23 protein-coding genes, 1 other RNA gene and 1 pseudogene are annotated in these 21,725 nt (G+C 39.4%); 20 read left to right on the forward strand and 5 right to left on the reverse strand.

Annotated elements, in window-relative coordinates:
* Positions 1 to 21 precede the first annotated feature (21 nt).
* From I3B46_RS06775 to I3B46_RS06805, 7 genes are all read left to right on the forward strand, one after another.
* On the forward strand, positions 22 to 702 hold the full coding sequence (locus I3B46_RS06775; RefSeq protein WP_014656397.1) for a fimbria/pilus chaperone family protein: 681 nt from the start codon (positions 22 to 24) through the stop codon (positions 700 to 702).
* A gap of 99 nt (positions 703 to 801) precedes the next feature.
* Entirely contained in the window at positions 802 to 1,143 is a 342-nt protein-coding gene (locus I3B46_RS06780; RefSeq protein ID WP_004921801.1) for a helix-turn-helix domain-containing protein, read from the forward strand.
* Positions 1,144 to 1,982: 839 nt separating this feature from the next.
* Positions 1,983 to 2,615, forward strand: a complete 633-nt coding sequence (locus tag I3B46_RS06785; protein WP_042116721.1) for a fimbrial protein — start codon at positions 1,983 to 1,985, stop codon at positions 2,613 to 2,615.
* A gap of 58 nt (positions 2,616 to 2,673) precedes the next feature.
* Positions 2,674 to 3,312 carry a fimbrial protein gene (locus I3B46_RS06790; protein WP_060560897.1) on the forward strand — a complete coding sequence of 213 codons (639 nt, stop codon included), beginning with the start codon at positions 2,674 to 2,676 and terminating at the stop codon, positions 3,310 to 3,312.
* A 57-nt stretch (positions 3,313 to 3,369) separates the two neighbouring features.
* On the forward strand, positions 3,370 to 3,999 hold the full coding sequence (locus I3B46_RS06795; RefSeq protein WP_163761960.1) for a fimbrial protein: 630 nt from the start codon (positions 3,370 to 3,372) through the stop codon (positions 3,997 to 3,999).
* 60 nt (positions 4,000 to 4,059) lie between these two features.
* Complete coding sequence (locus tag I3B46_RS06800; RefSeq protein ID WP_004921789.1) at positions 4,060 to 4,695, forward strand: hypothetical protein; 636 nt, start codon at positions 4,060 to 4,062, stop codon at positions 4,693 to 4,695.
* 65 nt (positions 4,696 to 4,760) lie between these two features.
* On the forward strand, positions 4,761 to 5,468 hold the full coding sequence (locus I3B46_RS06805; protein WP_040133342.1) for a type 1 fimbrial protein: 708 nt from the start codon (positions 4,761 to 4,763) through the stop codon (positions 5,466 to 5,468).
* Positions 5,469 to 5,774: 306 nt separating this feature from the next.
* On the opposite strand, the gene I3B46_RS06810 is transcribed toward I3B46_RS06805, so the two are convergent.
* Positions 5,775 to 6,152, reverse strand: coding sequence for a VOC family protein (locus I3B46_RS06810; protein WP_004921781.1), 378 nt, complete (start codon positions 6,150 to 6,152; stop codon positions 5,775 to 5,777).
* Between the two features lie 208 nt (positions 6,153 to 6,360).
* Here I3B46_RS06810 and I3B46_RS06815 point away from each other — a divergent pair, with 208 nt between their 5' ends.
* The 4 genes and pseudogenes from I3B46_RS06815 to I3B46_RS06830 all read left to right on the forward strand — a co-directional run bounded on the left by I3B46_RS06815 (position 6,361) and on the right by I3B46_RS06830 (position 9,432).
* Complete coding sequence (locus I3B46_RS06815) at positions 6,361 to 6,732, forward strand: YacL family protein (RefSeq protein WP_088499131.1); 372 nt, start codon at positions 6,361 to 6,363, stop codon at positions 6,730 to 6,732.
* 150 nt (positions 6,733 to 6,882) lie between these two features.
* Positions 6,883 to 7,758 (forward strand): small-conductance mechanosensitive channel MscS, encoded by an 876-nt coding sequence (gene mscS, locus I3B46_RS06820; protein WP_004921773.1) that lies wholly within the window; start codon positions 6,883 to 6,885, stop codon positions 7,756 to 7,758.
* Positions 7,759 to 7,961: 203 nt separating this feature from the next.
* Positions 7,962 to 8,579 (forward strand): annotated as a pseudogene (gene argO / locus I3B46_RS06825) (arginine exporter ArgO).
* A 118-nt stretch (positions 8,580 to 8,697) separates the two neighbouring features.
* Positions 8,698 to 9,432 carry an oxidative stress defense protein gene (locus I3B46_RS06830; RefSeq protein ID WP_004921765.1) on the forward strand — a complete coding sequence of 245 codons (735 nt, stop codon included), beginning with the start codon at positions 8,698 to 8,700 and terminating at the stop codon, positions 9,430 to 9,432.
* Here I3B46_RS06830 and I3B46_RS06835 read toward each other — a convergent pair.
* Complete coding sequence (locus I3B46_RS06835) at positions 9,429 to 10,331, reverse strand: LysR family transcriptional regulator ArgP (RefSeq protein WP_004921761.1); 903 nt, start codon at positions 10,329 to 10,331, stop codon at positions 9,429 to 9,431. The two genes, I3B46_RS06830 and I3B46_RS06835, sit on opposite strands and share 4 nt — an antisense overlap.
* A gap of 191 nt (positions 10,332 to 10,522) precedes the next feature.
* On the opposite strand from I3B46_RS06835, the gene rpiA reads away from it, so the two are divergent.
* The 3 genes from rpiA to serA all read left to right on the forward strand — a co-directional run bounded on the left by rpiA (position 10,523) and on the right by serA (position 13,450).
* Positions 10,523 to 11,179: a ribose-5-phosphate isomerase RpiA gene (gene rpiA, locus I3B46_RS06840; protein WP_004921758.1), complete on the forward strand. Its 657-nt coding sequence runs from the start codon at positions 10,523 to 10,525 to the stop codon at positions 11,177 to 11,179.
* 170 nt (positions 11,180 to 11,349) lie between these two features.
* Positions 11,350 to 11,871 carry a YcxB family protein gene (locus I3B46_RS06845; RefSeq protein WP_004921753.1) on the forward strand — a complete coding sequence of 174 codons (522 nt, stop codon included), beginning with the start codon at positions 11,350 to 11,352 and terminating at the stop codon, positions 11,869 to 11,871.
* 328 nt (positions 11,872 to 12,199) lie between these two features.
* Positions 12,200 to 13,450: a phosphoglycerate dehydrogenase gene (serA, locus tag I3B46_RS06850; protein WP_004921747.1), complete on the forward strand. Its 1,251-nt coding sequence runs from the start codon at positions 12,200 to 12,202 to the stop codon at positions 13,448 to 13,450.
* 41 nt (positions 13,451 to 13,491) lie between these two features.
* Here the strand turns inward: serA and I3B46_RS06855 are convergent, their stop codons facing one another.
* From I3B46_RS06855 to zapA, 3 genes are all read right to left on the reverse strand, one after another.
* Positions 13,492 to 14,082, reverse strand: a complete 591-nt coding sequence (locus I3B46_RS06855) for a 5-formyltetrahydrofolate cyclo-ligase (RefSeq protein ID WP_061063823.1) — start codon at positions 14,080 to 14,082, stop codon at positions 13,492 to 13,494.
* A 131-nt stretch (positions 14,083 to 14,213) separates the two neighbouring features.
* A non-coding RNA gene (ssrS, locus tag I3B46_RS06860) (6S RNA) lies at positions 14,214 to 14,395 on the reverse strand.
* A 112-nt stretch (positions 14,396 to 14,507) separates the two neighbouring features.
* Positions 14,508 to 14,837, reverse strand: coding sequence for a cell division protein ZapA (gene zapA, locus I3B46_RS06865; protein WP_004921740.1), 330 nt, complete (start codon positions 14,835 to 14,837; stop codon positions 14,508 to 14,510).
* A 175-nt stretch (positions 14,838 to 15,012) separates the two neighbouring features.
* Between zapA and I3B46_RS06870 the strand changes: the two genes are divergently transcribed.
* The 6 genes from I3B46_RS06870 to gcvH all read left to right on the forward strand — a co-directional run bounded on the left by I3B46_RS06870 (position 15,013) and on the right by gcvH (position 21,694).
* Positions 15,013 to 15,591, forward strand: coding sequence for a YecA/YgfB family protein (locus I3B46_RS06870; RefSeq protein WP_004921737.1), 579 nt, complete (start codon positions 15,013 to 15,015; stop codon positions 15,589 to 15,591).
* A 280-nt stretch (positions 15,592 to 15,871) separates the two neighbouring features.
* Positions 15,872 to 17,188: a Xaa-Pro aminopeptidase gene (pepP, locus tag I3B46_RS06875; RefSeq protein WP_163761962.1), complete on the forward strand. Its 1,317-nt coding sequence runs from the start codon at positions 15,872 to 15,874 to the stop codon at positions 17,186 to 17,188.
* 29 nt (positions 17,189 to 17,217) lie between these two features.
* Complete coding sequence (ubiH, locus tag I3B46_RS06880) at positions 17,218 to 18,396, forward strand: 2-octaprenyl-6-methoxyphenyl hydroxylase (RefSeq protein WP_072502435.1); 1,179 nt, start codon at positions 17,218 to 17,220, stop codon at positions 18,394 to 18,396.
* A gap of 25 nt (positions 18,397 to 18,421) precedes the next feature.
* Positions 18,422 to 19,651: an FAD-dependent 2-octaprenylphenol hydroxylase gene (gene ubiI / locus I3B46_RS06885; RefSeq protein ID WP_104872862.1), complete on the forward strand. Its 1,230-nt coding sequence runs from the start codon at positions 18,422 to 18,424 to the stop codon at positions 19,649 to 19,651.
* A gap of 501 nt (positions 19,652 to 20,152) precedes the next feature.
* Positions 20,153 to 21,247 (forward strand): glycine cleavage system aminomethyltransferase GcvT, encoded by a 1,095-nt coding sequence (gcvT, locus tag I3B46_RS06890; protein ID WP_004921724.1) that lies wholly within the window; start codon positions 20,153 to 20,155, stop codon positions 21,245 to 21,247.
* Between the two features lie 54 nt (positions 21,248 to 21,301).
* Complete coding sequence (gene gcvH / locus I3B46_RS06895) at positions 21,302 to 21,694, forward strand: glycine cleavage system protein GcvH (RefSeq protein ID WP_014656389.1); 393 nt, start codon at positions 21,302 to 21,304, stop codon at positions 21,692 to 21,694.
* Positions 21,695 to 21,725 lie beyond the last annotated feature (31 nt).

Below are 21,725 nucleotides of genomic sequence, written 5' to 3' on the forward strand. Positions count from 1 at the left end.
ATTTTGATAAAGAGGTTATTTATGAAAAAAATATTTGCAACTATTCTTTCAAGCTTTTTATTAATAGTGAGCACAAATGTTCATGCAAGTTTCCAATTAGAAACCATGACTGTAATATTAGATGCAGGAGAAGGGCGAAAGGTTTTTAATGTTAAAAATACCGGTAATTCACCTATTTTATTATCAACCAAAGTTGAAGAGCTAGATGGTTCAACAAAACTTGCTGGTGATATTATGATTTCGCCACCGATTGTTCGTATTGAACCTCAACAAAGTCAACAAATTAATTTTATTTTGAAAAAAGGCGTTGATATTTCCGATGAAGTAATTTTAAAAGCATCATTTCAAGGTATTGGGGCAAGTAAAGAGAATGTCACTAAAATGCCTATTCGTCAGGATGTGGCAATGTTAGTTTCTCCTGCTAATATGAAAGTGAGCCAAACACCTTGGGACGCTCTTTCAGTGAGCCAAAAAAATAATCAGTTAACATTAAAAAATAATGGAAAGCAAGTCATTAGGTTATCACCCTCATTTAAAGTTTTACCGAGTAACGAAGATTACGCGCTAGACCAGTTTTATATCAGACCTGGTGAAAGCAAAGTTGTCAATATTAAAGGTAATGCAACGAGTATATCTATCTCCCCTTTAAGTCGTTATGGATTTAAAATGAGTGATAACGCTATTTTAGCTGTGGAACACTAATTCCCTATTATAGGCAATTAGATATTAAGGCCCATTTATCTTTAGCATATTGAATGGGGTTTAATTTTTCAGGATATATAGTAAAAGGGTAATTTAACCTTGAATAATGTAATACCTAAAAACTTTTTCACCAAAGTGATTGGTGAAGAAATTAAGAGATTGCGAAAAGCAAGTTCATTTTCAGGGACAAAAATGGCGAGTGAATTAGGCATTTCGCAGCAACAATACTCTCGATATGAAAGGGGGGTTAATACAATATCTGTTGATGCTTTACTAAATATATTGTGCATTCTTGATTGCGATGTGAGTTCCTTTTTTTCATATCTGCGTCAGCAGATAGAAAAAGATAATCATGAATTGTATGATACATTAAAGCCATTGTTTTATAACTTTGAGACTCATACAGAGATAGAAAAGTATTTTTTAAAAAGAGGCCTTTAAATTTAAAGATAGAGTCGGTTTGCTTTGGAACAGCCTAATTTTATCAAGGTGGCAAGTTTATACGGCTTATGCCACCTTGATATTAACTGGGGAAATTCATGCTTTACCTATAATTGACTGCCTGAGATTGAGTAAAACCGACTTTATCATCTAGAGTTTTGTAGTGATAAGATAAAAAATCGTGATAGTCTTTTTATACTAAAGGAAATAGGCAAGGTAAACTTGATGTTGAAACAATATTACTCGTGATATTGTGTATTACCTTGACGATACTTCTTCTAAAGTGATTAATAATCATAGGGATAAAGGTTATTATTATGAAGTGTTTTTCCAATGTGAATAATTACTCTCTAACCGAGTTGAAATTAAAAGGATTTATGTTTAATTATTAAACTACATTAAATTAGGTATTTTATTCTTTTCTTTAGTTCTTATTATGATTTGTTTGGAGTTATTTCCTCATTAATCATAGGTGCGATAGCTAGATGTTAATCTACTTTATTGTTTTTAATGATGAAATAAAATGTTACATTTGTGATTTTTTAGGTTAAAGTGCGGTTTACTCGATTTTGGTGTAATGATAATTATAAAAAAGTTATCTATAATACTTACATCTGAAAAACATTATTTCAGTAAAATATTTTAAAATTACATAAAAGTAGAATGTTTTATCATATTTAGAGGTGTTTAATACCAGTAACCAAAATTATTTATTATAGCTCTTGTTAAGCTAAGAAATGACAGCGAGTTTAAATATTTTTCTCTATGTATTACTAATATAAATGTTGGTAATAGATTCTATTTTTCTTTTTTTGTTTTTTATTATAAGAAGGTTAATCATGTTTAAGAAAACATTATGTGCACTGTCGTTAATTTCTGTTTCATATGCGGCATTCTCAGCACCTGTTGCTAATTTAAAAGTCACGGGCTCGATTACGCCACCAACATGTACTATCGATAACCAAAATGAAGTGGATGTTGAATATAAATTTGATACAGCGCCAAGTATGTTCCCTTTATCAGGTAACTTAACATTAACGCCAGTATCGAAAAAAATTGAGATAGTGTGTGATGCAACAACGTACTTAAGCTTTGAAGCTAAAGATAACCGCAGTGATAGCCCTATGACGGCTGCTGATACCAACTTTGGATTAGGTAAATTTGGTACAGACGGCAGTAAAAATATTGGTTTTTATACCATCAATATGAAAAACGCGACGGTGAAAGCAGACAGTGAAGATGCAGGAAAGCAGACAGGGATCCGATCAGGCACGCTTTTCTCTGCCGCACAGGCCTTGGTTAAAAAGACAAACAAAACAGCGTGGGCAATATCATCAACACAATTAGCCTCAGGACAAATCTTTGCGGCTGATTTTGAAGTTACCCCAACATTGAGCGAAGACTTAAAGAATAGCTCAGGTGACGTGTCTTTAGATGGCCACGCGGTATTATCATTTGGTTTTGGTATCTAACGTGATTTTAAGATAGGCCATCTATTTGGCCTATCTTAATTTTCGAGGTTGTTAATTCATGATGAAAAACACAATAACATGTTTGGGCTTATTGCCGTTATTGGTAGCGGGTTTAAGTTACGCAGATACAAATGCTAATTTGAAAGTATCTGGTGAAATTAAGCCACCAACATGCTTTATCAATAATCAGAATGAAGTAGATATTGTATATAATTACACGATATCGCCAGAAATGCTTAACCGTTCAGAAAAAACACCTTTAGATAAACAAAAGAAAAGAATCGAAATAGTGTGTGATGCTACAACTTACTTAAGCTTTGAAGCCAAAGATAACCGTATTGATAGCGTTTCTTCAGAACAAGGTCATATTTTATTTGGATTAGGTACATATGGTACTGATAATAAAGAAAATATTGGTGCTTATACCATTACAATGTCAAATGCGACTGTTAAAGCGAATAGTGAAGAAGCCGACAAAAACGTTTTAATATCGACAGGAAATACCGTTAAGTCAGAAATTTCGGTAGAGCAATCGAAAAAAATAGCTTGGGCTGAAACATCGACAAAATTAGCACCAGGAAAAATTTTTGCTGCTGATTTTGAGGTTTATGCGGTATTAAATATAATCAGAACAGATGATATTGAGGATATATCTCTAGATGGTAGTGCGACATTATCATTTGGTTTTGGTATTTAATTTTATTTTAAATAGGTTAGGTAATTGACCTATTTAACTTATTGAGATTGTTAATTCATGATGAAAAACACAATAACATGTTTGGGCTTATTGCCGTTATTGGTAGCAGGTTTAAGTTATGCAGATACCAGTGCTAATTTGAAAGTATCTGGTGATATTAAGCCACCAACATGCTTTATCAATAATCAGAATGAAGTAGATATTGTATATAATTACACGATATCGCCAGAAATGCTTAATCGTTCAGGAAGAACATCTTTAGATAAACAAAAGAAAAGAATCGAAATCGTATGTGATGCAACGACTTACTTAAGTTTTGTGGCTCATGATAATCGCATTAGTCCTAGCGACGCAGCATTATTATTTGGATTAGGTACATATGGTGCTGATAATAATGAAATTGGTGTTTATAGCATTACAATGTCAAATGCGACTGTTAAAGCGAATAGTGAAGAAGATGCTAAACGTGTTTTAGTGTTACCAGAAGGAAGCAAAGCTGTAGCAGAAACCTCGATAGCGAAAATGAAAAAAACAGCTTGGGCTGAAACATCGAAAAAATTAGCACCAGGAAAAATTTTTGCTGCTGATTTTGAGGTTTATGCGGTATTAAATATAATCAGAACAAATAATATTGAGGATATATCTCTAGATGGCAGTGCGACATTATCATTTGGTTTTGGTATTTAATTTTATTTTAAATAGGTTAGATAATTGACCTATTTAACCTATTGAGATTGTTAATTTACGATGAAAAGCACAATAACATGTTTGGGCTTATTGCCGTTATTGGTAGCAGGTTTAAGTTATGCAGATATCAGTGCTAATTTGAAAGTATCTGGCGATATTAAACCACCAACATGCTCTATCAATAATCAGAATGAAGTGGATATTGAATATCGATTTGATATCGCTCCAGAAATGTTTCCTAGTTCAGATATCTTATATTTAGATGGTGAAACGAAAAGAATTGAAATAGTGTGTGATGCTGCCACTTATTTAAATTTTATAGCCAAAGATAATCGTAGTGATAGTGTCATAAATCCAGGCGATATCTTCTTTGGTTTAGGTAAATATGGTGCTGATAATAGCCAAAATATTGGTGTTTACACTATTACAATGTCAAATGCGACTGTTAAAGGAAATAGTGATGAAGGCGCTAAAAAAGTCTCTGTGTTGGCTGCGGGAGGGAGCGCTGTGCCAGAACTTTTAATAAGCCAATCGAAAAAAACAGCTTGGGCTGAAACATCGACAAAGTTAGTATCAGGACAAATTTTCGCGGCTGATTTTGAAGTTAAGCCAATGTTTTATGGTGAGGTAAAAGAGAGTGCTGGTGATGTATCCCTAGATGGCAGTGCGACATTATCATTTGGTTTTGGTATTTAATTTTATTTTATTCTAATCGGGTTAGGTTGTTGACCTATTTAAATTATTAGGGGCGTTAATTTAATATGAAAAATACAGTAAAATGTTTAGGTGTATTACCATTATTAGCCGCTGGTTTAAGCTATGCAGATACAAATGCTAATTTAAAAATATCTGGTGATATTAAGCCACCAACCTGTATGGTTAATGGAGAAGAGCAAACCAATATCATATATGACATGGGAAAACTCTCTGTTGATGTTATACCTATGTCGAATAGATATATTTTCCCGGAAAACTCAAAAATAAAAAATACGGTTACAGTGACATGTGACGCAGAGACTTATTTACTATTCATGGCGACGGATCTTTATGAAAGCTTAAATTTACCTTCGACGCCAGTAAGTCCTGATATTGCACATAAATATTTTCATATTAATGGGGGTAAACCGGCCGCACTTGGTGGTGTCTCATTTTTAGTAAAAGATGCTAAGGTCGATAATAATTCTGGATATGTTCGCCGTTTATATAACTCAATACATTCAACAGCGGGTCTTGGGCAATATGTGTTAACTAAGGGGGAATATTATGGATGGTCTAAGGCAAATGGTGAATCAATAAGTAAGAATGAATTTATGAGGTCATTAATACCAGGGAAAGTATTTTCAGCAAATTTTGAACAAGAGAGTATGTTTATTAACTCACGAAATGATTTGGCTAAAGCAAATATTGAGCTTAATGATGAAGTTAATTATAATGCAGAAGCTATAATTACTTTTAATTTTAGTATTTAATAATAAAAAATGGGATTTGTATTTTATGCGGGGAATCTAATGTTAACTTATGCCTGTATAAATTTTTGATTATCTAAATGATTTTGTACAGATAAAATATAATCAAAATATTGTGAAATCATTTTTCCAAGCAGTATAATTTATCAAAATTCACAGTTACATATCCATTGTTATTAAGTAATATAAATAAAAATCAGGCACTCGATATCTCATGGCATAGTGTATTGGGGACAGCTTAATTTTTGATTAGGTAGCCAGTCTGTACGACTCGTGCTACCTTTGTACGAATTTAGCAGTAGTATATGGCTATATATAATTTGCTATCTCAATAAGATTTAAATCAGGATCTCGAATATAAATAGATAATATCTCTCCCATTGCGCCTGTACGTTTGACAGGGCCTTCTATAATCTCGACACCTTGCTGTTGAATAAACGTCATAATTTGGTTTATTGGTGTATTACTGATAAAACATAAATCGAGTGAGCCAGGTACGGGTAAATGAGCTTTTGGCTCAAATTCTTTACCATATTGGTGGATATTTATTTTTTGCTCCCCAAATTGCAACGCATAGCGCTGCTCACCGAAGGTTATCAACTTCATTTTGAGTACATGGGTGTAGAAATCAATGCACGCGTTTTGATCGGTTGTGGTTAACACCAGATGGTCTAAATGGTTAATCATCAGACACTCCTATCCTTCTTCTTTATGTCGTGTTATGCGATGACGCTTACTTTGTTCTGCTATTAGCCGTTTGTCGTTTTTGCAGAACAAAAGTTCATCAATGCTCCCCATATCATAGTGAGCTTTCTTTTTATCTCATGTTTTAGCGAACAATAATACTGAACTAGAGGTATAATTATAACGAATGACGTCTGGTGTGAGGTGGATTATGGAATACCAATTTTTTCAGGATATAACTGGAGAGATATCGGCAAAATTTTCGATGGATCATGAAGCGGTTGGTTATTGGCTTAATGAGGAAATTAAAGGCGATTTGAGTCTGTTAGATGAAATAGAAGCCGGATACGAATCGATTAAAGGTAGCGAGAAGCAATGGGAATTAATCGGTCATGAATACACATTGGTATTAGACGATGAAGAAGTGATGATCCGAGCGAATCAACTTGCTTTCGAGACGGAGGGTTTAGAAGAGGGAATGAGTTACTATGATAATGAAAGTGTCGCATTTTGCGGCATTGATGATTTTATGAGTATGCTTAACGATTACAGACAATTCGTTTTAGAAAATAAAGTAAAATAAATTTTTGTTTTAAAATGTTGTCAGATTTTAGATATTGTAGTTATTATTTAATTGCAATATCACATGGTTAGTTTGAATAAGAACTAAATTGTTGGGAGCATGTGATAATTTCATTTACCGAGTAATTCCATTTAAAAATTAGAGGACTGTATGAATACTGATGATGTTACCGGAGCGTTGAATGACGCAACGAATTGGTTTGCGGCAAATCAGGATCTGTTAGTTCAGTATGCGGTGAATATCGTTTCTGCTATCGTCATTCTTATTGTCGGTATGATGATTGCTAAGTGGGTTGGACGTGGCTTACATCGTGTGATGACAGCACGCGGCATCGACCCTACCGTGAGTGAATTTTTATCCGCGATTGTCCGTTATACTGTTGTTGCGTTTACGTTTATTGCTGTACTTGGCAAAATTGGTGTTCAAACAGCATCTGTGATTGCTGTATTGGGTGCTGCGGGCTTAGCTGTTGGTTTAGCATTACAAAACTCATTAGGCAACTTTGCCGCTGGTGTATTATTAGTCGTGTTTAGACCTCTGCGAGCTGGTGAGTATGTCCAAATTGGGGCTGTAGAAGGAACGGTTCAAAACGTTCAAATTTTCTCTACCACACTTAGAACAGCGGATGATCGCATTATCGTCATTCCGAATGGTAAAATTATTGCAGATAACATTATCAATATCACTCGTGAACCTGATCGCCGAACTGATATTATTGTTGGAGTGGCGTATGATTCAGATATTGATTTAGTCAAAAAAGTATTAGGTGACATTGTTGCTGCTGATGAGCGTATTTTACACGATAAAGGTGTGACTATCCGTTTACACGAAATGGCGCCATCTTCATTAAATTATTTAGTCCGTTTTTGGGCTAAAAATGGTGACACATGGCCTGTATATTGGGATTTAATGGAAAATTTCAAACGTGCACTCGATAAGCACGATATTGGTATACCATTCCCTCAAATGGATGTCCATTTACATCAACAGGCTGCTGTTGCAGTGAAAAAAGATATGACAGAATAAGCGTATTTATTGAATGATAAAACTGGGTCAGTTTATTGTACTGTACCCAGTTTTTTATTTGCTGATTTTCCTTTCCTATCGTTTAGATAGCGAATGTCACAATAAGTTATTCTAATCTTCTATAAGAAATAATAATTTTCCCTAATAATTTTTTCTAATTAGAATCTCATTGAATAAAATGAATAATTATTAGGAATTTATGCATGTTTACGATTTATATTCAGGGTGCTTTACTTGGTGCTGCAATGATACTTCCATTAGGCCCGCAAAATGCATTTATTTTGCAGCAGGGAAGTCGAAAGCAATATCATGTGATGAGTGCATTTTTATGCTCCTTAAGTGATACCGCATTAATTATTGCTGGCGTTTTTGGAGGAAGTGCATTACTAAGCCAGTCTGAAATTCTGTTGCAATTGATTACATTGGCTGGGGTAGCGTTTCTAGCTTGGTATGGTTACGGCGCATGTCGTAGCGCTTTTAGTCGCGATGAAGTTAGGGTGCAAGCAGAGAATAAGGTTGCCAATCGTTGGCGAGTGATCGTGACTCTATTTGCGGTAACGTGGCTAAACCCTCATGTGTATTTAGATACTTTTGTGGTATTAGGCAGTGTGGGAGGGCAGTTAGAAAGCTCATTACGGCCGTGGTTTACGGCAGGGGCACTGACCGCATCTTTTGCTTGGTTTTTTGCTTTAGCGATATTAGCGGCTTGGTTTTCCCCCATACTAAATAAGCCACGTTCATAACGCGTAATTAATCTCTTTGTTGGAATGGTGATGTGGTTTATTGCCTTTCAATTAGCGAAGCAAGGGTTAGGGTATTGATAATTTCTTATTAATCCGAAACGAATTTCACATAGGATGTGTTAATGTTTAAGTAAGGTTGTGGGATAAATAAGTTATGTCACCACAACTTTCTTATTATTGATTATTAGGAGGTCCTGTGAAGTTAAAGTCTCTTGTTCTTGCTGCCATGATGGCTGGTGTTGCGGTTCCTGCTATTGCACAAGCTAATCCGCTTCCTGAAGGGCCACATATTACAACGTCAGGTAATGCAATAATTAAAGCATCACCGGATATGGCGACATTAAATATCAATGTTGAAGTGACTGAAAAAGATGCAGCAGCGGCTAAAACAGGCGTTGATAAACGTGTTGCTGAATATTTTGAGTTCTTGAAACAAAATGGTATCGAAAAGAAAGATATCAATGCTGCTAATGTGCGTACTCAACCAAAATATGAGTATGATAAAGAATCTCAGAAATCATCCATTGTAGGTTATACAGCAATTCGTTCTGTTGAAGTTAAAGTCACTAAATTAGATCAACTCAATACCTTGCTTGATGGTGCATTAAAAGCAGGGCTTAATGAAATTAATTCAGTTCAGTTCGGTGTGAATAACCCTCAACAATATCGCGATGAGGCTCGAGAAAAAGCGATTAAAAATGCGATTGAACAAGCGAATGCATTGGCAAAAGGGTTTAATGTTCAGTTAGGGCCTGTGTACAGTGTGAATTATCGTGCACCAGATGCGACCCCATACCCTGCGCCAGTCATGAATTACAGAGCGAAAATGGCACTCTCTGCTGCCCCTGAGCGCGATGTCAACGAAACTTATGAGCAGCAGAGTATTGATTTTAACGACCAAGTTGATGTGGTTTTTGAATTAAAACGTTAAGTTTCATCTTCTTGTTTTAACATCTGACGCCCTGTTTTGAGTAGGGCGTCAGTGACTTTCTTCATCGTACGGCTTTCCGGGGCAAAACGGTGCCAATATAGCATCCGACGTTGGCATAGCCCTGGCGTCAAATCAATTAATTCACCTGTACTAAGCTCATTAGCAATTTGTAAATGTGGGATCATACAGCAAGTTGACCCCTGTTTTGCCAGTTGTACAAATGCCTCTGATGAATTAACGATGTGACATGGCACACTACCGGGCGATAGACCAAAATTCTGTTGTACAAAAGCTTGGTGCATATCATCAAGGTGGTCAAAGGCTACTGCTGGCGCTTTAAGAAGCGATGAACGTGTGACGCCTTCAGGGAAATATTTTGCTGCAAAATCGGGTGATGCAACAAAAATATAATCCAATGCTCCGAGTTTATCGACTAAACACCCCGGCAATGCTTGAGGTTGAATACTGATTGCGCCAACCACTTCGCCACGTCTTAACCGTTCTTGTGTTCGTGTTTCATCTTCCACTTGGATATTCAAACGAATTGGGCTATTGCCTAAAACAGGATTAAGTGCAGGTAATAACCAAGTTGCTAGACTGTCGGCGTTGACTGCAAGTGAAAGTAGTAATGGCGTTGACCCCCCGTTTTCATCACCGAGCCATTGTTCTTCGAGTAATTCTACTTGATGAAGAAGTGCTAATAGCTTCTGCCCTTGCTCTGTGGGGTGTGGCGGTACTGTCCGAACGAGTAGCGGCTGACCAAATAGGTTCTCTAATTGTTTGATCCGCTGTGAGACGGCAGATTGTGTAATACATAATTTTTGAGCTGCCCGCTCAAATCCTCTTTCACGAATGACAGCATCCAGTGCTTGCAACGCGCGGTAATCAGGGCGCTTCATTGGGGGTATTCTCCTTGTTGTTATTCTACGACTCACTATGCCATATTTTGCCTCAGAACACCTGCAATATTGATGACAATGTGTGAATCACAGAATATTACGAACAAAGCTGAACTTGTTAGGTGTCCGTTATATAATATTATTAGCAGATAAAAACCTCATTCACTCTTAAAAATAGTAGAAGGCATCGCATGACTCAGGATGAATTAAAAAAAGCAGTAGGTTGGGCAGCATTAGATTACGTGAAACCGGGCACGATTGTTGGTGTCGGCACTGGCTCTACCGCCTCTCATTTTATTGATGCTTTGGCAACAATGAAGGGGCAGATAGAGGGGGCAGTTTCAAGTTCAGAAGCATCGACAGCGAAACTTAAATCACTGGGCATTCCTGTGTTAGATTGTAATGATGTTGATTCGCTGGATGTTTATGTTGATGGTGCAGATGAAATTGATCACCATAAAAACATGATCAAAGGTGGCGGGGCAGCCTTAACACGTGAAAAAATTGTGGCAGCGATTGCCAAAACATTTGTTTGCATCGTAGATGAGTCTAAACAAGTGGATGTATTGGGTAAATTCCCTCTCCCTGTTGAAGTGATCCCAATGGCACGCAGCTATGTCGCGCGTGAACTTGTTAAATTAGGTGGTGTACCAGAGTACCGCCAAAATGTCGTTACTGATAACGGTAATGTGATTCTTGATGTGCATAATTTAAGCATTGTGGATCCTGTTGCTCTCGAAAACAAAATTAACGCCATTGCAGGCGTTGTTACGGTTGGTTTGTTTGCAAATCGTGGCGCTGACATTGTTTTAATGGGGACTTCTGAAGGCGTAAAAACGATTAAATAGTTTGTTCTGAATATCGATTTAATACTGCTGTTTGTTAGAAATCGGTTATTATTTGAATATCCCCCTTAGCCAGTTAGATTGACTTAGCTATGCTGATAACAGCATAGCTAGGAACGACTGACTTTAGCCTTTCTCAAATGATCATTTCATGATACTAGGGATGTATTGACATGGTAGATCACATCAAAGTCAAACTCGAACGCAACGAATATGTCCGTTTCAATAATTACTGTTATAAAAATGACTATTTTTCCGAGAATAGTGCATGGGATAAATCGTTGATTGTGATGGCGGTTGTTTTTTTCATCGCATTTATTGTGGCTTTTCAGCTTTTAAATATCACCCTTTTTCAGTTAACCATTGCGTTTATTATCGCCTCATTTTTATTTTTGTTTATTGCCGTTCGATTATTGAAAACGTTTAATCGAGCAATTCCTGATGAAGGCGGCTACCTGTTTTGTGAAAAGGAATATCGTTTTGATGAGATTGGGCTTCATGAGGTAAGTAAATATGGCAACGCATTGATTAAATGGGAGTCATTTAAATTTGTACGGACGGATGGTGATTTATTGTATCTTTTTATAGACCGTGTTTTCGCCATTATCATTCCAGCGCGCTGTTTTGCGTCGACAGAAGAGAGCCAACAATTTGTGCGAATGGTAAAAGAAAAAGCGATTAATTTAGTTAAGTAAATTTTTGCTGTAAAAACAATTGGTCTATTGGTTTGGAAGATAGATGCCTGTCTAAGTCATCTATTTTACTAATATCATCTAGCAATAAAAAAATAGCAATTTTTATTTCCCCCTTATTTTGGTGATATATCTCACACTAATGCTTATTGCACAGGCAAAATCCTTATTTTGTGTTACCGCCCCTGATTTTCTGCCACATAACTTCTTTTTCTTCGCACTTAACCAGATAAATGAGGCAAACGATTGTATTGATACTGCGCCGTTTTTTGCTATGTTGGTACACGGAAAGTTCATCTGTTATGAATCTTAAGCTGATAGGGTAGGGTAAATGGTTAAGGTATCTTTGGAAAAAGACAAAATTAAATTTTTACTATTGGAAGGAGTTCACCAAAGCGCGGTTGATAATTTAAAAGCAGCAGGCTATACCAACATTGAATATCACAAAAGTGCGTTGTCGGACGAAGAGTTAAAAGAAGCAATTAAAGATGCGCGTTTTGTCGGTATTCGCTCCCGTACTCATCTGACTGAAGAGATCTTTGCGGCAGCAGAAAAATTAGTGGCTGTCGGCTGTTTCTGTATTGGTACAAACCAAGTGGATTTAGATGCTGCGGCGAAACGCGGTATCCCTGTTTTTAATGCGCCTTTCTCAAATACCCGTTCCGTTGCTGAGATGGTTTTAGGTCAATTGTTACTGCTGTTACGTCGTATTCCGGAAGCGAATATGAAAGCGCATCGCGGCATCTGGGAAAAACAGGCGAAAGGTTGCTTTGAAGCTCGCGGTAAACGCTTAGGGATTGTTGGTTACGGTCATATCGGTACTCAGCTAGGTATTTTGGCTGAAGGGATTGGTATGGATGTTTATTTTTATGATATTGAAAATAAATTACCGCTGGGCAATGCGACACAAGTTCGCTCAATGGCTGAACTATTAAACATGAGCGACGTTGTGAGCTTGCATGTGCCAGAAACAGCAAGCACCAAAAATATGTTTGCAAAAGAGCAGTTTGAACTGATGAAACCGGGGGCCATTTTCATCAATGCGTCACGCGGTACAGTTGTTGATATCCCTGCTTTGGCTGATGCACTGGAAAGCAAACATCTGTCAGGTGCGGCAGTTGACGTATTCCCGACAGAGCCTGCGGCGAACAATGACCCTAATGACCCATTCATTAGTGAGCTAATCAAGTTCGACAACGTGATTTTGACGCCTCATATTGGTGGCTCAACAGAAGAAGCACAAGAAAATATCGGGTTAGAGGTTGCAAGTAAATTAGCGAAATATTCAGATAATGGTTCGACGCTTTCCGCGGTTAATTTCCCTGAAGTTTCTCTGCCAGTACATACTGAAGATACTAACCGTCTATTGCATATTCATGAAAACCGCCCTGGAATGATGAATAGCATTAACCAAGTGTTTACTGAAAACAATATCAACGTTGTTGGCCAGTATTTACGTACTGCTGGAAATGTTGGTTACGTTGTAATTGATATTATCACGCAACAGCCCGATCACGCTGATGATATTCTGGTTAAATTGAAACAATTGCCGGGCACTATCCGCGCTCGACTACTGTATTAATCATTTAACCAAGCGTATCGAATGGATATTATGGCACTGGGTTACCAGTGCCATATTTTTTGTGGGGTAATAATTTCAGGAAGAGGAATATCCCAATGTGCCACGGGGAGAGCGGTGACCCGTTGGCAATCATGGGCAAGCCCTATTGGGTAAAATCCTTTCTGCTGCCAATTAGCTAAAGTCCTATCATAAAAACCGCCTCCCATACCTAAACGTTGACCCTGTTCATCAAAGGCAACCAGTGGGATCATCATGACATCTAACTGATTTATGGGTCGCACTTCGGTTACGTCTAATGGGGGTTCATCAATGTTAAATCGATTTTTAACTAACTGAGTTGTCGGCGCATAGTTTAAAAACAGCAGATGATGAGGGCTAAAGGGATGTAATACGGGCAGGTAAACTTTTTTCCCTTGCTGCCATAGTGCATCAATTAATGGTTGAGTGTGGATCTCGCCATCAAAAGAAAGAAACAACGCAATGTGTTGTGCTTGAGCAATCTTAGGGTGAGATAAGGTGTGTTGTACGATTTTTTTTGCAGCCAGTTGTTGTTGCTCTGGACTCAGCTGCTGGCGTAACTGACGAACCGATTGGCGAATTTGCTGACGCATGACTGATAAGTTATCTTCCATAAGATCCGCAACCTTAGAGGCTATTAACTCTATTATTATTAGTGGTTTGATAAATATGTAAGTAATGGTTGGAAGTATAGCCTAATGAGCGTGAGATAATAGTATTAGAAGCAAGCTTATGGGAAAAATTGAGGGTCTCCAAGATGCCGTTGTAGGCTGTAACCCTTGAACCCTTGGTTCAAGGTGAACGTAGTTTAGCAACCTTTAGGCTTCCTGAGCGAATCAGGCGTGCTCACCAGCGCAATAACCACATTCTGTTTTTTTGAAATATCGGCTCAGGGGACTGACCCACTCACGAGCATCTCAGAGAAATTTGGTTTGAGTACGTAACGTCACTCTATGTACTTCATTGTATGAAATTGGATTTAAAAAGCAACCCTATTTTCGTTTATTTTTTTATACTAGTGTATGATTATTAAGCAAATTTAGCCGATAGGCATAACCTGCCTCTCAGTGATTTTTACCTGATCGTGTAATGCTTGCTCGATTGTTTGTTGCAGCATTTTTATCTTCTCTTCCATATTATATGCATAATCGCGTGTTTTTGTCTTTTCTTGTGTTAATTCGTGACACACGTTCAATGCAACGATAAAAATAAGCTGTTCTGTATTAGTAACACCACTTCTATCTTTGAGATCTTGAAGGCGTTGCTCAAGTTCTTGGGCGGATGCCAGTAGGGCTTCTTTTTGTTCGACAGGGCAGTTGACTCTCATTGAGCGCCCGAATATTTGAATGTCAACAGGTTGTGCGGACATGATACCTCCATACGAATAGGACTCGCCGCAAATACAATGTTCGGCGTAAAATAATAGATGGTTTATTCACTAATTTTAGCTGCTTTATTAAAAATACAGATCAAAAGCTTACTGGTATAGCGACCATCCTTGATGGTAGCATATCATGAATCATTAGCTAACATGACGAATTCAGATGTCTATACAAAAATCTTTACCAAATTATGAAACGTTGGACAACCTTCTCCAACAGCATTCTATCGCACTAACTGCCGCAGAAATTCACGGTTTAATTACAGGACTGATTTGTGGAGGAAGTCGCGATAGTGGCTGGCAGACATTAGTCCACGATCTGGCTAATGATGGTTTAGCGTTCCCTCAAGCTATTGCTCAACCACTACGTGAATTATATGACACGACTTTCCAAGTGTTGGACGACAGTGAATTTGCGTTCTCAATGCTATTTCCCGATGAAAATGCGTCCGTCTTTGATCACGCAGATGCACTGGCAGGATGGGTAAACCACTTCTTATTAGGTATTGGCGTGGCTCAACCTAAACTTGCAGATAAAAAAGAAGTCAGTGAAGTGATTAACGACTTACGTAATATTGGCATGCTTGGTTATGATGAAGATGAAGACCAAGAGGAGCTTGAGCAGGCGTTAGAAGAAGTCGTCGAATATGTCAGAGTCGCTGTTCAGCTTTGTTATATTACTTTCACCGAAGGGAAAAAAGAGCAGTCGACAACTGGCAATAATAAACCCATTCTTCATTAAAACAGTTTGTGCCTGTGCACCATCTTTGCTTATTTGAGCTAAATAGCCATTTGTAAAGTGAAACAGGTACAGATTAACTGCTTGCCGTTGTACTCTACCTAATTCGAGTTGCATCTAGGCGGCAAGCAAAGATATCCCCTCGAAAGAGTAAAGAATTGATGTTACTTGGGTGATTGAGCCTGTGCAAATAACAAGGTAATTTGAAGTGTGGTAAGTATATTCGCTTAATAAATAAGCGTAACCCTCTACTCAACAATCTAGATAATAAGGCAGAAACGGTATGAATAAACAGGAATTTATTTCTCGTCGTAACGCATTATTGGCTCAGATGAAGCCAGCAAGCGCCGCTATTATTTTTTCAGCGCCTGTGGCTCAACGCAATGCAGATTGCGAATACCCGTATCGTCAGCACAGCGACTTTCTTTACCTGACAGGGTTTAGTGAGCCTGAAGCCGTTTTACTGCTAATCAAAAGTGATGAAAAACATAGCCATACGGTGCTTTTTAACCGTGTTCGTGATTTAACGGCTGAAATCTGGTTTGGTCGTCGATTAGGGCAAGAAGCAGCGCCTGAAAAACTGGGCGTTAGTAAAGCATTACCATTTGATGAAATTGAAGAACAACTCTATCAACTCCTTAATGGACTTGATGTGATTTATCACGCGCAAGGCGAATTCGAATATGCAGACAAACTAGTTTTCGGTGCGCTAGATATACTTCGTAAAGGTAGTCGCCGCAATTTGCGCGCACCAAATACTATGATTGATTGGCGTCCTTTAGTGCATGAGATGCGTTTATTTAAATCGGAAGCTGAAATTGCGGTGATGCGCAAAGCAGGTGAGATCTCTGCATTAGCGCATATCAGAGCAATGAAGACCTGTAAACCAGGCATGTATGAATATCAGCTTTGTGGGGAGTTGGAGCACGAATTCACTCGCCATGGGGCACGCTACCCTTCGTATAACTCGATCGTTGGCAGCGGTGAAAATGCCTGCATTCTGCATTACACTGAAAATGAAAGTGAAATGAAAGATGGAGAGTTGGTGTTAATTGATGCGGGGGCTGAATTTGATGGCTATGCTGGTGATATCACACGTACTTTCCCCGTCAATGGTAAATTTACGCAGCCGCAACGCGCTATTTACGATATCGTACTGAAAGCATTGAATACGGCTTTAGAATTATATCGTCCGGGCACCAGCATTCATGAAGTGACGCAAAAAATCATTCGAATCAAAGTTGAAGGACTTGTGGAACTGGGTATTTTGCATGGCGATGTCGATCAATTGATCGAAAACAAAGCACATTTCCCATTCTTTATGCATGGTTTAAGCCATTGGCTGGGGTTAGATGTTCATGATGTCGGATGCTATGGGGTGGAGCGTGATAGGATCTTAGAGCCGGGCATGGTTCTGACCGTAGAGCCGGGGCTGTATATTGCGCCTGATGCAGATGTGCCACCAGAGTATCGCGGGATCGGTATCCGCATAGAAGATGACATTGTGATTACCGAAAATGGTAATGAAAACTTGACCGATTTAGTGGTGAAGGATCCTGATGACATCGAGGCATTAATGGCTGAAGCTAAAAATGCTTAAAATAAGTAGTAAAAGGTAATTAATACAACATGAACGTGATTATTGTTGGTGGTGGAATGGCAGGGGCAACATTGGCTCTGGCTATTTCATCATTAAGCCAAGGAAAATTGTCAGTATCACTGATAGAAGCTTCCTTACCGGAAGGCACACATCCAGGGTTTGATGCTCGAGCGATAGCGCTTGCCCATGGAACATGTCAGCGATTGTCTAAAATTGGTATTTGGGAAGCACTGGCGGATTGTGTCACACCAATAACTCATGTTCATGTTTCCGATAGAGGGCATGCCGGGTTTGTCAATATCAACGCGCAGGATTATCACATCCCTGAGCTTGGTAATGTGATTGAACTCCATGATGCAGGGGAGCGCTTATTTGCCTTATTGCGTAAAGCTCCCGGCGTTACTCTGTATTGCCCTGCGAAAGTTGAAAATATCCAGCGGCACAGTGAATGTGTGTCAGTCACGCTAGATAACGGCGAAACTCTTTCAGGCTCCTTATTGGTGGCCGCAGATGGTAGCCATTCTGCCGTGGGCCATGCCTGTCATATGCAGTGGCAGCAGGACGATTATGGGCAAGTTGCAATAATTGCCAATGTAAAAACGGCGATAAACCCACACGGGCAAGCATTCGAGCGTTTTACTGAGTTTGGCCCTTTAGCCTTGTTGCCGATGTCGCAAGGGCGCAGCTCATTAGTTTGGTGCCATCATCAAGAGCAAGCCGAAACGATTAAAATGTGGGATGATGAAACATTCATTCAGCAACTTCAGCAAGCTTTTGGCTGGCGGCTTGGTAAAATCACTCAAGTGGGAACACGGTTTTGTTATCCGTTATCCCTTCGAAAAGCGTTAAATCCAATTAGCCATCGAACTGTGTTAGTGGGAAATGCAGCGCAAACGCTACACCCTATTGCAGGGCAAGGTTTTAATCTTGGGATCCGTGATGTCATGCAGTTAGCGGAATTGGTGGTTGCCGCACATCAACAAGGTCAGGATATTGGCGCTTATGCACTGTTAAATACGTATCAGCAAGCGCGTGCTATTGATAGAGAACGAACGGTCACCATGACAGATGGTTTGGTTCGTATTTTTGCAAATCGCTGTTTGCCGTTAGTGGTTGGACGTAATTTAGGTTTAATGGCAATGGAAATGTTACCGTCAGTACGTGATGTATTAGCTCGTCAAACACTTGGCTGGGTGGCGGAACAATAACCACAGAACTAAGAGGAATAAAAATATGCAATCGTTTGATGTGGTTATCGCCGGTGGTGGTATGGTTGGCCTAGCACTTGCCTGTGGTTTAGAAGGCACAGGGCTACGTGTTGCCGTAATTGAAAGTCATCCAGCGAAAAAGCCTTTTTCGGACAGTGACCCTTATGCACTGCGAGTGTCTGCGATTAATGCAGCGAGCGAAAAATTACTAAGCTATTTAGATGTTTGGTCAACAATAAAATCAATGAGGGCTTCAGCCTACAACGGCATGGAAGTTTGGGATAATGACAGCTTTGGTCGTATCCATTTTTCTGCAAAAGAGCAGAACCTCTCCCATTTAGGGCATATTGTTGAAAATAACGTGATTCGTGATGCGTTATGGCAAAAAGCATCCACCTTGCGAGAGGTGACTATACTGGCGCCGGCGACTATTCAAAAAGTCGTTTGGGGGGAAAATGATGTTTTTATTACCCTCACTGATGATTCGATGTTAACCGCAAGGCTTATTGTCGGAGCGGATGGTGCCAATTCTTGGTTACGTGGTCATGCCGATATCCCTCTGACATTTTGGGATTATGAGCACACGGCCTTAGTTGCGACGATCCGCACAGAGCAGCCCCATGAGACGGTAGCACGCCAATCCTTTGATGGTAAAGGGATATTGGCATTTCTGCCGTTGAGTGACCCTCATCTATGTTCAATTGTTTGGTCTCAACCTGCCACAGAAGCAGCAAGACGTCAGCAAATGGATAAAGTAGATTTTGAAAAAGAGTTAGCGGTCGCATTTGATACGCGTTTAGGGCTATGCCAACTGGAGAGTGAACGACTGACTATCCCTTTAACGGGGCGTTACGCACGACAGTTTGCGGCGCAACGTTTAGCACTTCTTGGCGATGCCGCTCACACTATTCACCCATTGGCAGGGCAGGGAGTTAACTTAGGCTTTATGGATGTTGCCATGCTGTTAGGGGAAATCAAACGCCTGCATCGTGAAGGTAAAGATTTCGGGCAATATTTCTACTTGCGTACTTTCGAGCGCCATCGTAAACACAGTGCGGCTTTGATGCTTGCTGGTATGCAAGGGTTCCGTGAATTATTTGATGGCAACAATCCGGCTAAGAAATTATTCCGTGATATAGGATTGGTGCTGGCAGATAGCTTACCCGGCGTGAAACCTCAACTACTTAATCATGCTATGGGCCTGTTTGATATGCCTGAATGGCTAGAAAAAGTTCAGTTAGCCCCCTCTAAATAATATTACCTATCAATTGGCAGTGGTAAACGCTGCCAATCCCTCTCTTTTTGTGTTCATGGAACACTCATTTTTTTCAATGATGGCAAGGCGATTATTGACGTAATTGCCATCGTTATTTTTTGTATTCATGATTGAGAAATTCTAATTATAGCCAAATTTCGCATTAGTTTTACTAATTTTGCTGTGAGGTGCTAACATTGGTTTTTCACTAACATCTCTAGAGATACGATGATTAACTCTACGCTTTTAGGTTAAATATAGTGGGATTGAGTGATCATTCTCAATTTTTTAACAAAATTAGCTGGATTATGTCGCTTGTAATCAGTAATACAGAGTGTTGGTAGCCCTATTTTTTTTAATGGTTTCTTACTAAAAACAGTGGTAGTTTTTAATAAGATGTTATCGTTTGCGTAGCGTTATTGGCTGTGGCGTGATAAATCATTTTCCTGCACAGCAACAGTGGCGCTCACCCTATCATATTCAAATGTAAAGAGGGTATTCATGGCAAAGCAAACCCCGCTATATGATGAACATATAGCCTGCGGTGCGAAAATGGTGGATTTTCATGGTTGGATGATGCCATTGCACTACGGGTCACAAATCAATGAACATAATTTAGTGAGAACCGATGCTGGGATGTTTGATGTCTCCCACATGACTATTGTTGATCTACATGGTGAAGGTTGCCGCGATTTCCTTCGCTATCTTCTCGCAAATGATATTGCCAAGCTGACCGACAAAGGGAAGGCACTTTATACGGGGATGTTAAATGCTTCTGGCGGAGTCATTGACGATTTAATTGTTTATTACCTTAATGATGATTTCTACCGCTTGGTTGTCAACTCCGCGACCCGTGATAAGGATATCGCATGGATTGAACAGCATATGAAATCGTATCCTGTCTCTATTGAAGTGCGTGATGATCTTGCCCTATTAGCGGTTCAAGGCCCTACAGCGCAACAAAAAGTCCATTCGCTATTGACGCCATCACAATGTGCCCTGTTGGCAGATATGAAGCCATTCTATGGGGTGCAAGCCGATGAACTCTTTATTGCAACTACGGGCTATACTGGCGAAAAAGGCTATGAAATAGCATTGCCGAAAGCGCAAGTGGTCGAGTTTTGGCATCAATTGCTGAAAGCCGGTGTTCATCCCGCAGGGTTAGGTGCGCGTGATACTTTGCGCCTTGAGGCTGGCATGAATTTATATGGGCAAGACATGGATGAGACTATCTCACCACTGGCTGCCAATATGGGATGGACGATCGCTTGGAAGCCTGAAGACCGCCAATTCATCGGTCGTGAAGCATTAGAGAAATTAAAAGAGCAAGGCACCGAAAAATTAGTCGGTATTGTTATGCGTGAAAAAGGCATATTACGAGCAGGCCAAACGGTACGTTTCACCGACGATTTAGGTAAATTACAAGAAGGGGTTATTACCAGCGGCTCTTTCTCGCCAACACTCGGTTTCAGTATTGCCTTGGCACGTGTGCCAAAAGAAATACAAGATAAAGCCATTGTTGAAATACGTAACCGAGAAATGCCTGTTGAGGTGGTAAAACCTGGGTTTGTGCGGGAAGGAAAAGCCCTCGTTTAAGAGTGGCTAATCCCCCCATAATGAAAAAATTCGTAAATAAGAGTGAGGTTGATGATGAGTAATGTTCCTGCAGAGCTGAAATATACCCGTGAGCATGAGTGGGTCCGTCATGAAGGTGATGGCGTTTACACCGTAGGTATTACCGAGCATGCCCAAGAGTTATTAGGTGATATGGTGTTTGTCGATCTCCCCGAAGTGGGCAGCTCTGTTGATATTGGAAGTGAATGTGCGGTTGTCGAATCTGTTAAAGCTGCATCCGATATTTATGTTCCACTAAGTGGTGAAATCATTGAAGTTAACGAAGCGCTAGTTGATGCGCCTGAACTGGTCAATGAGCAACCTTATCAAGAAGGTTGGATTTTCCGTATTAAAATTACCGACGAATCAGAACTGGCTGATTTGTTAGATGCTGACGCTTACTCAGCGTTGCTCGAAGAAGACGAATAATACCGTAAAACGCCCCGTAATGCTGTCATTA

It is taken from the genome of Providencia sp. 2.29, assembly GCF_015832305.1.
GTDB classification, from domain to species: Bacteria; Pseudomonadota; Gammaproteobacteria; order Enterobacterales; family Enterobacteriaceae; genus Providencia; species Providencia stuartii.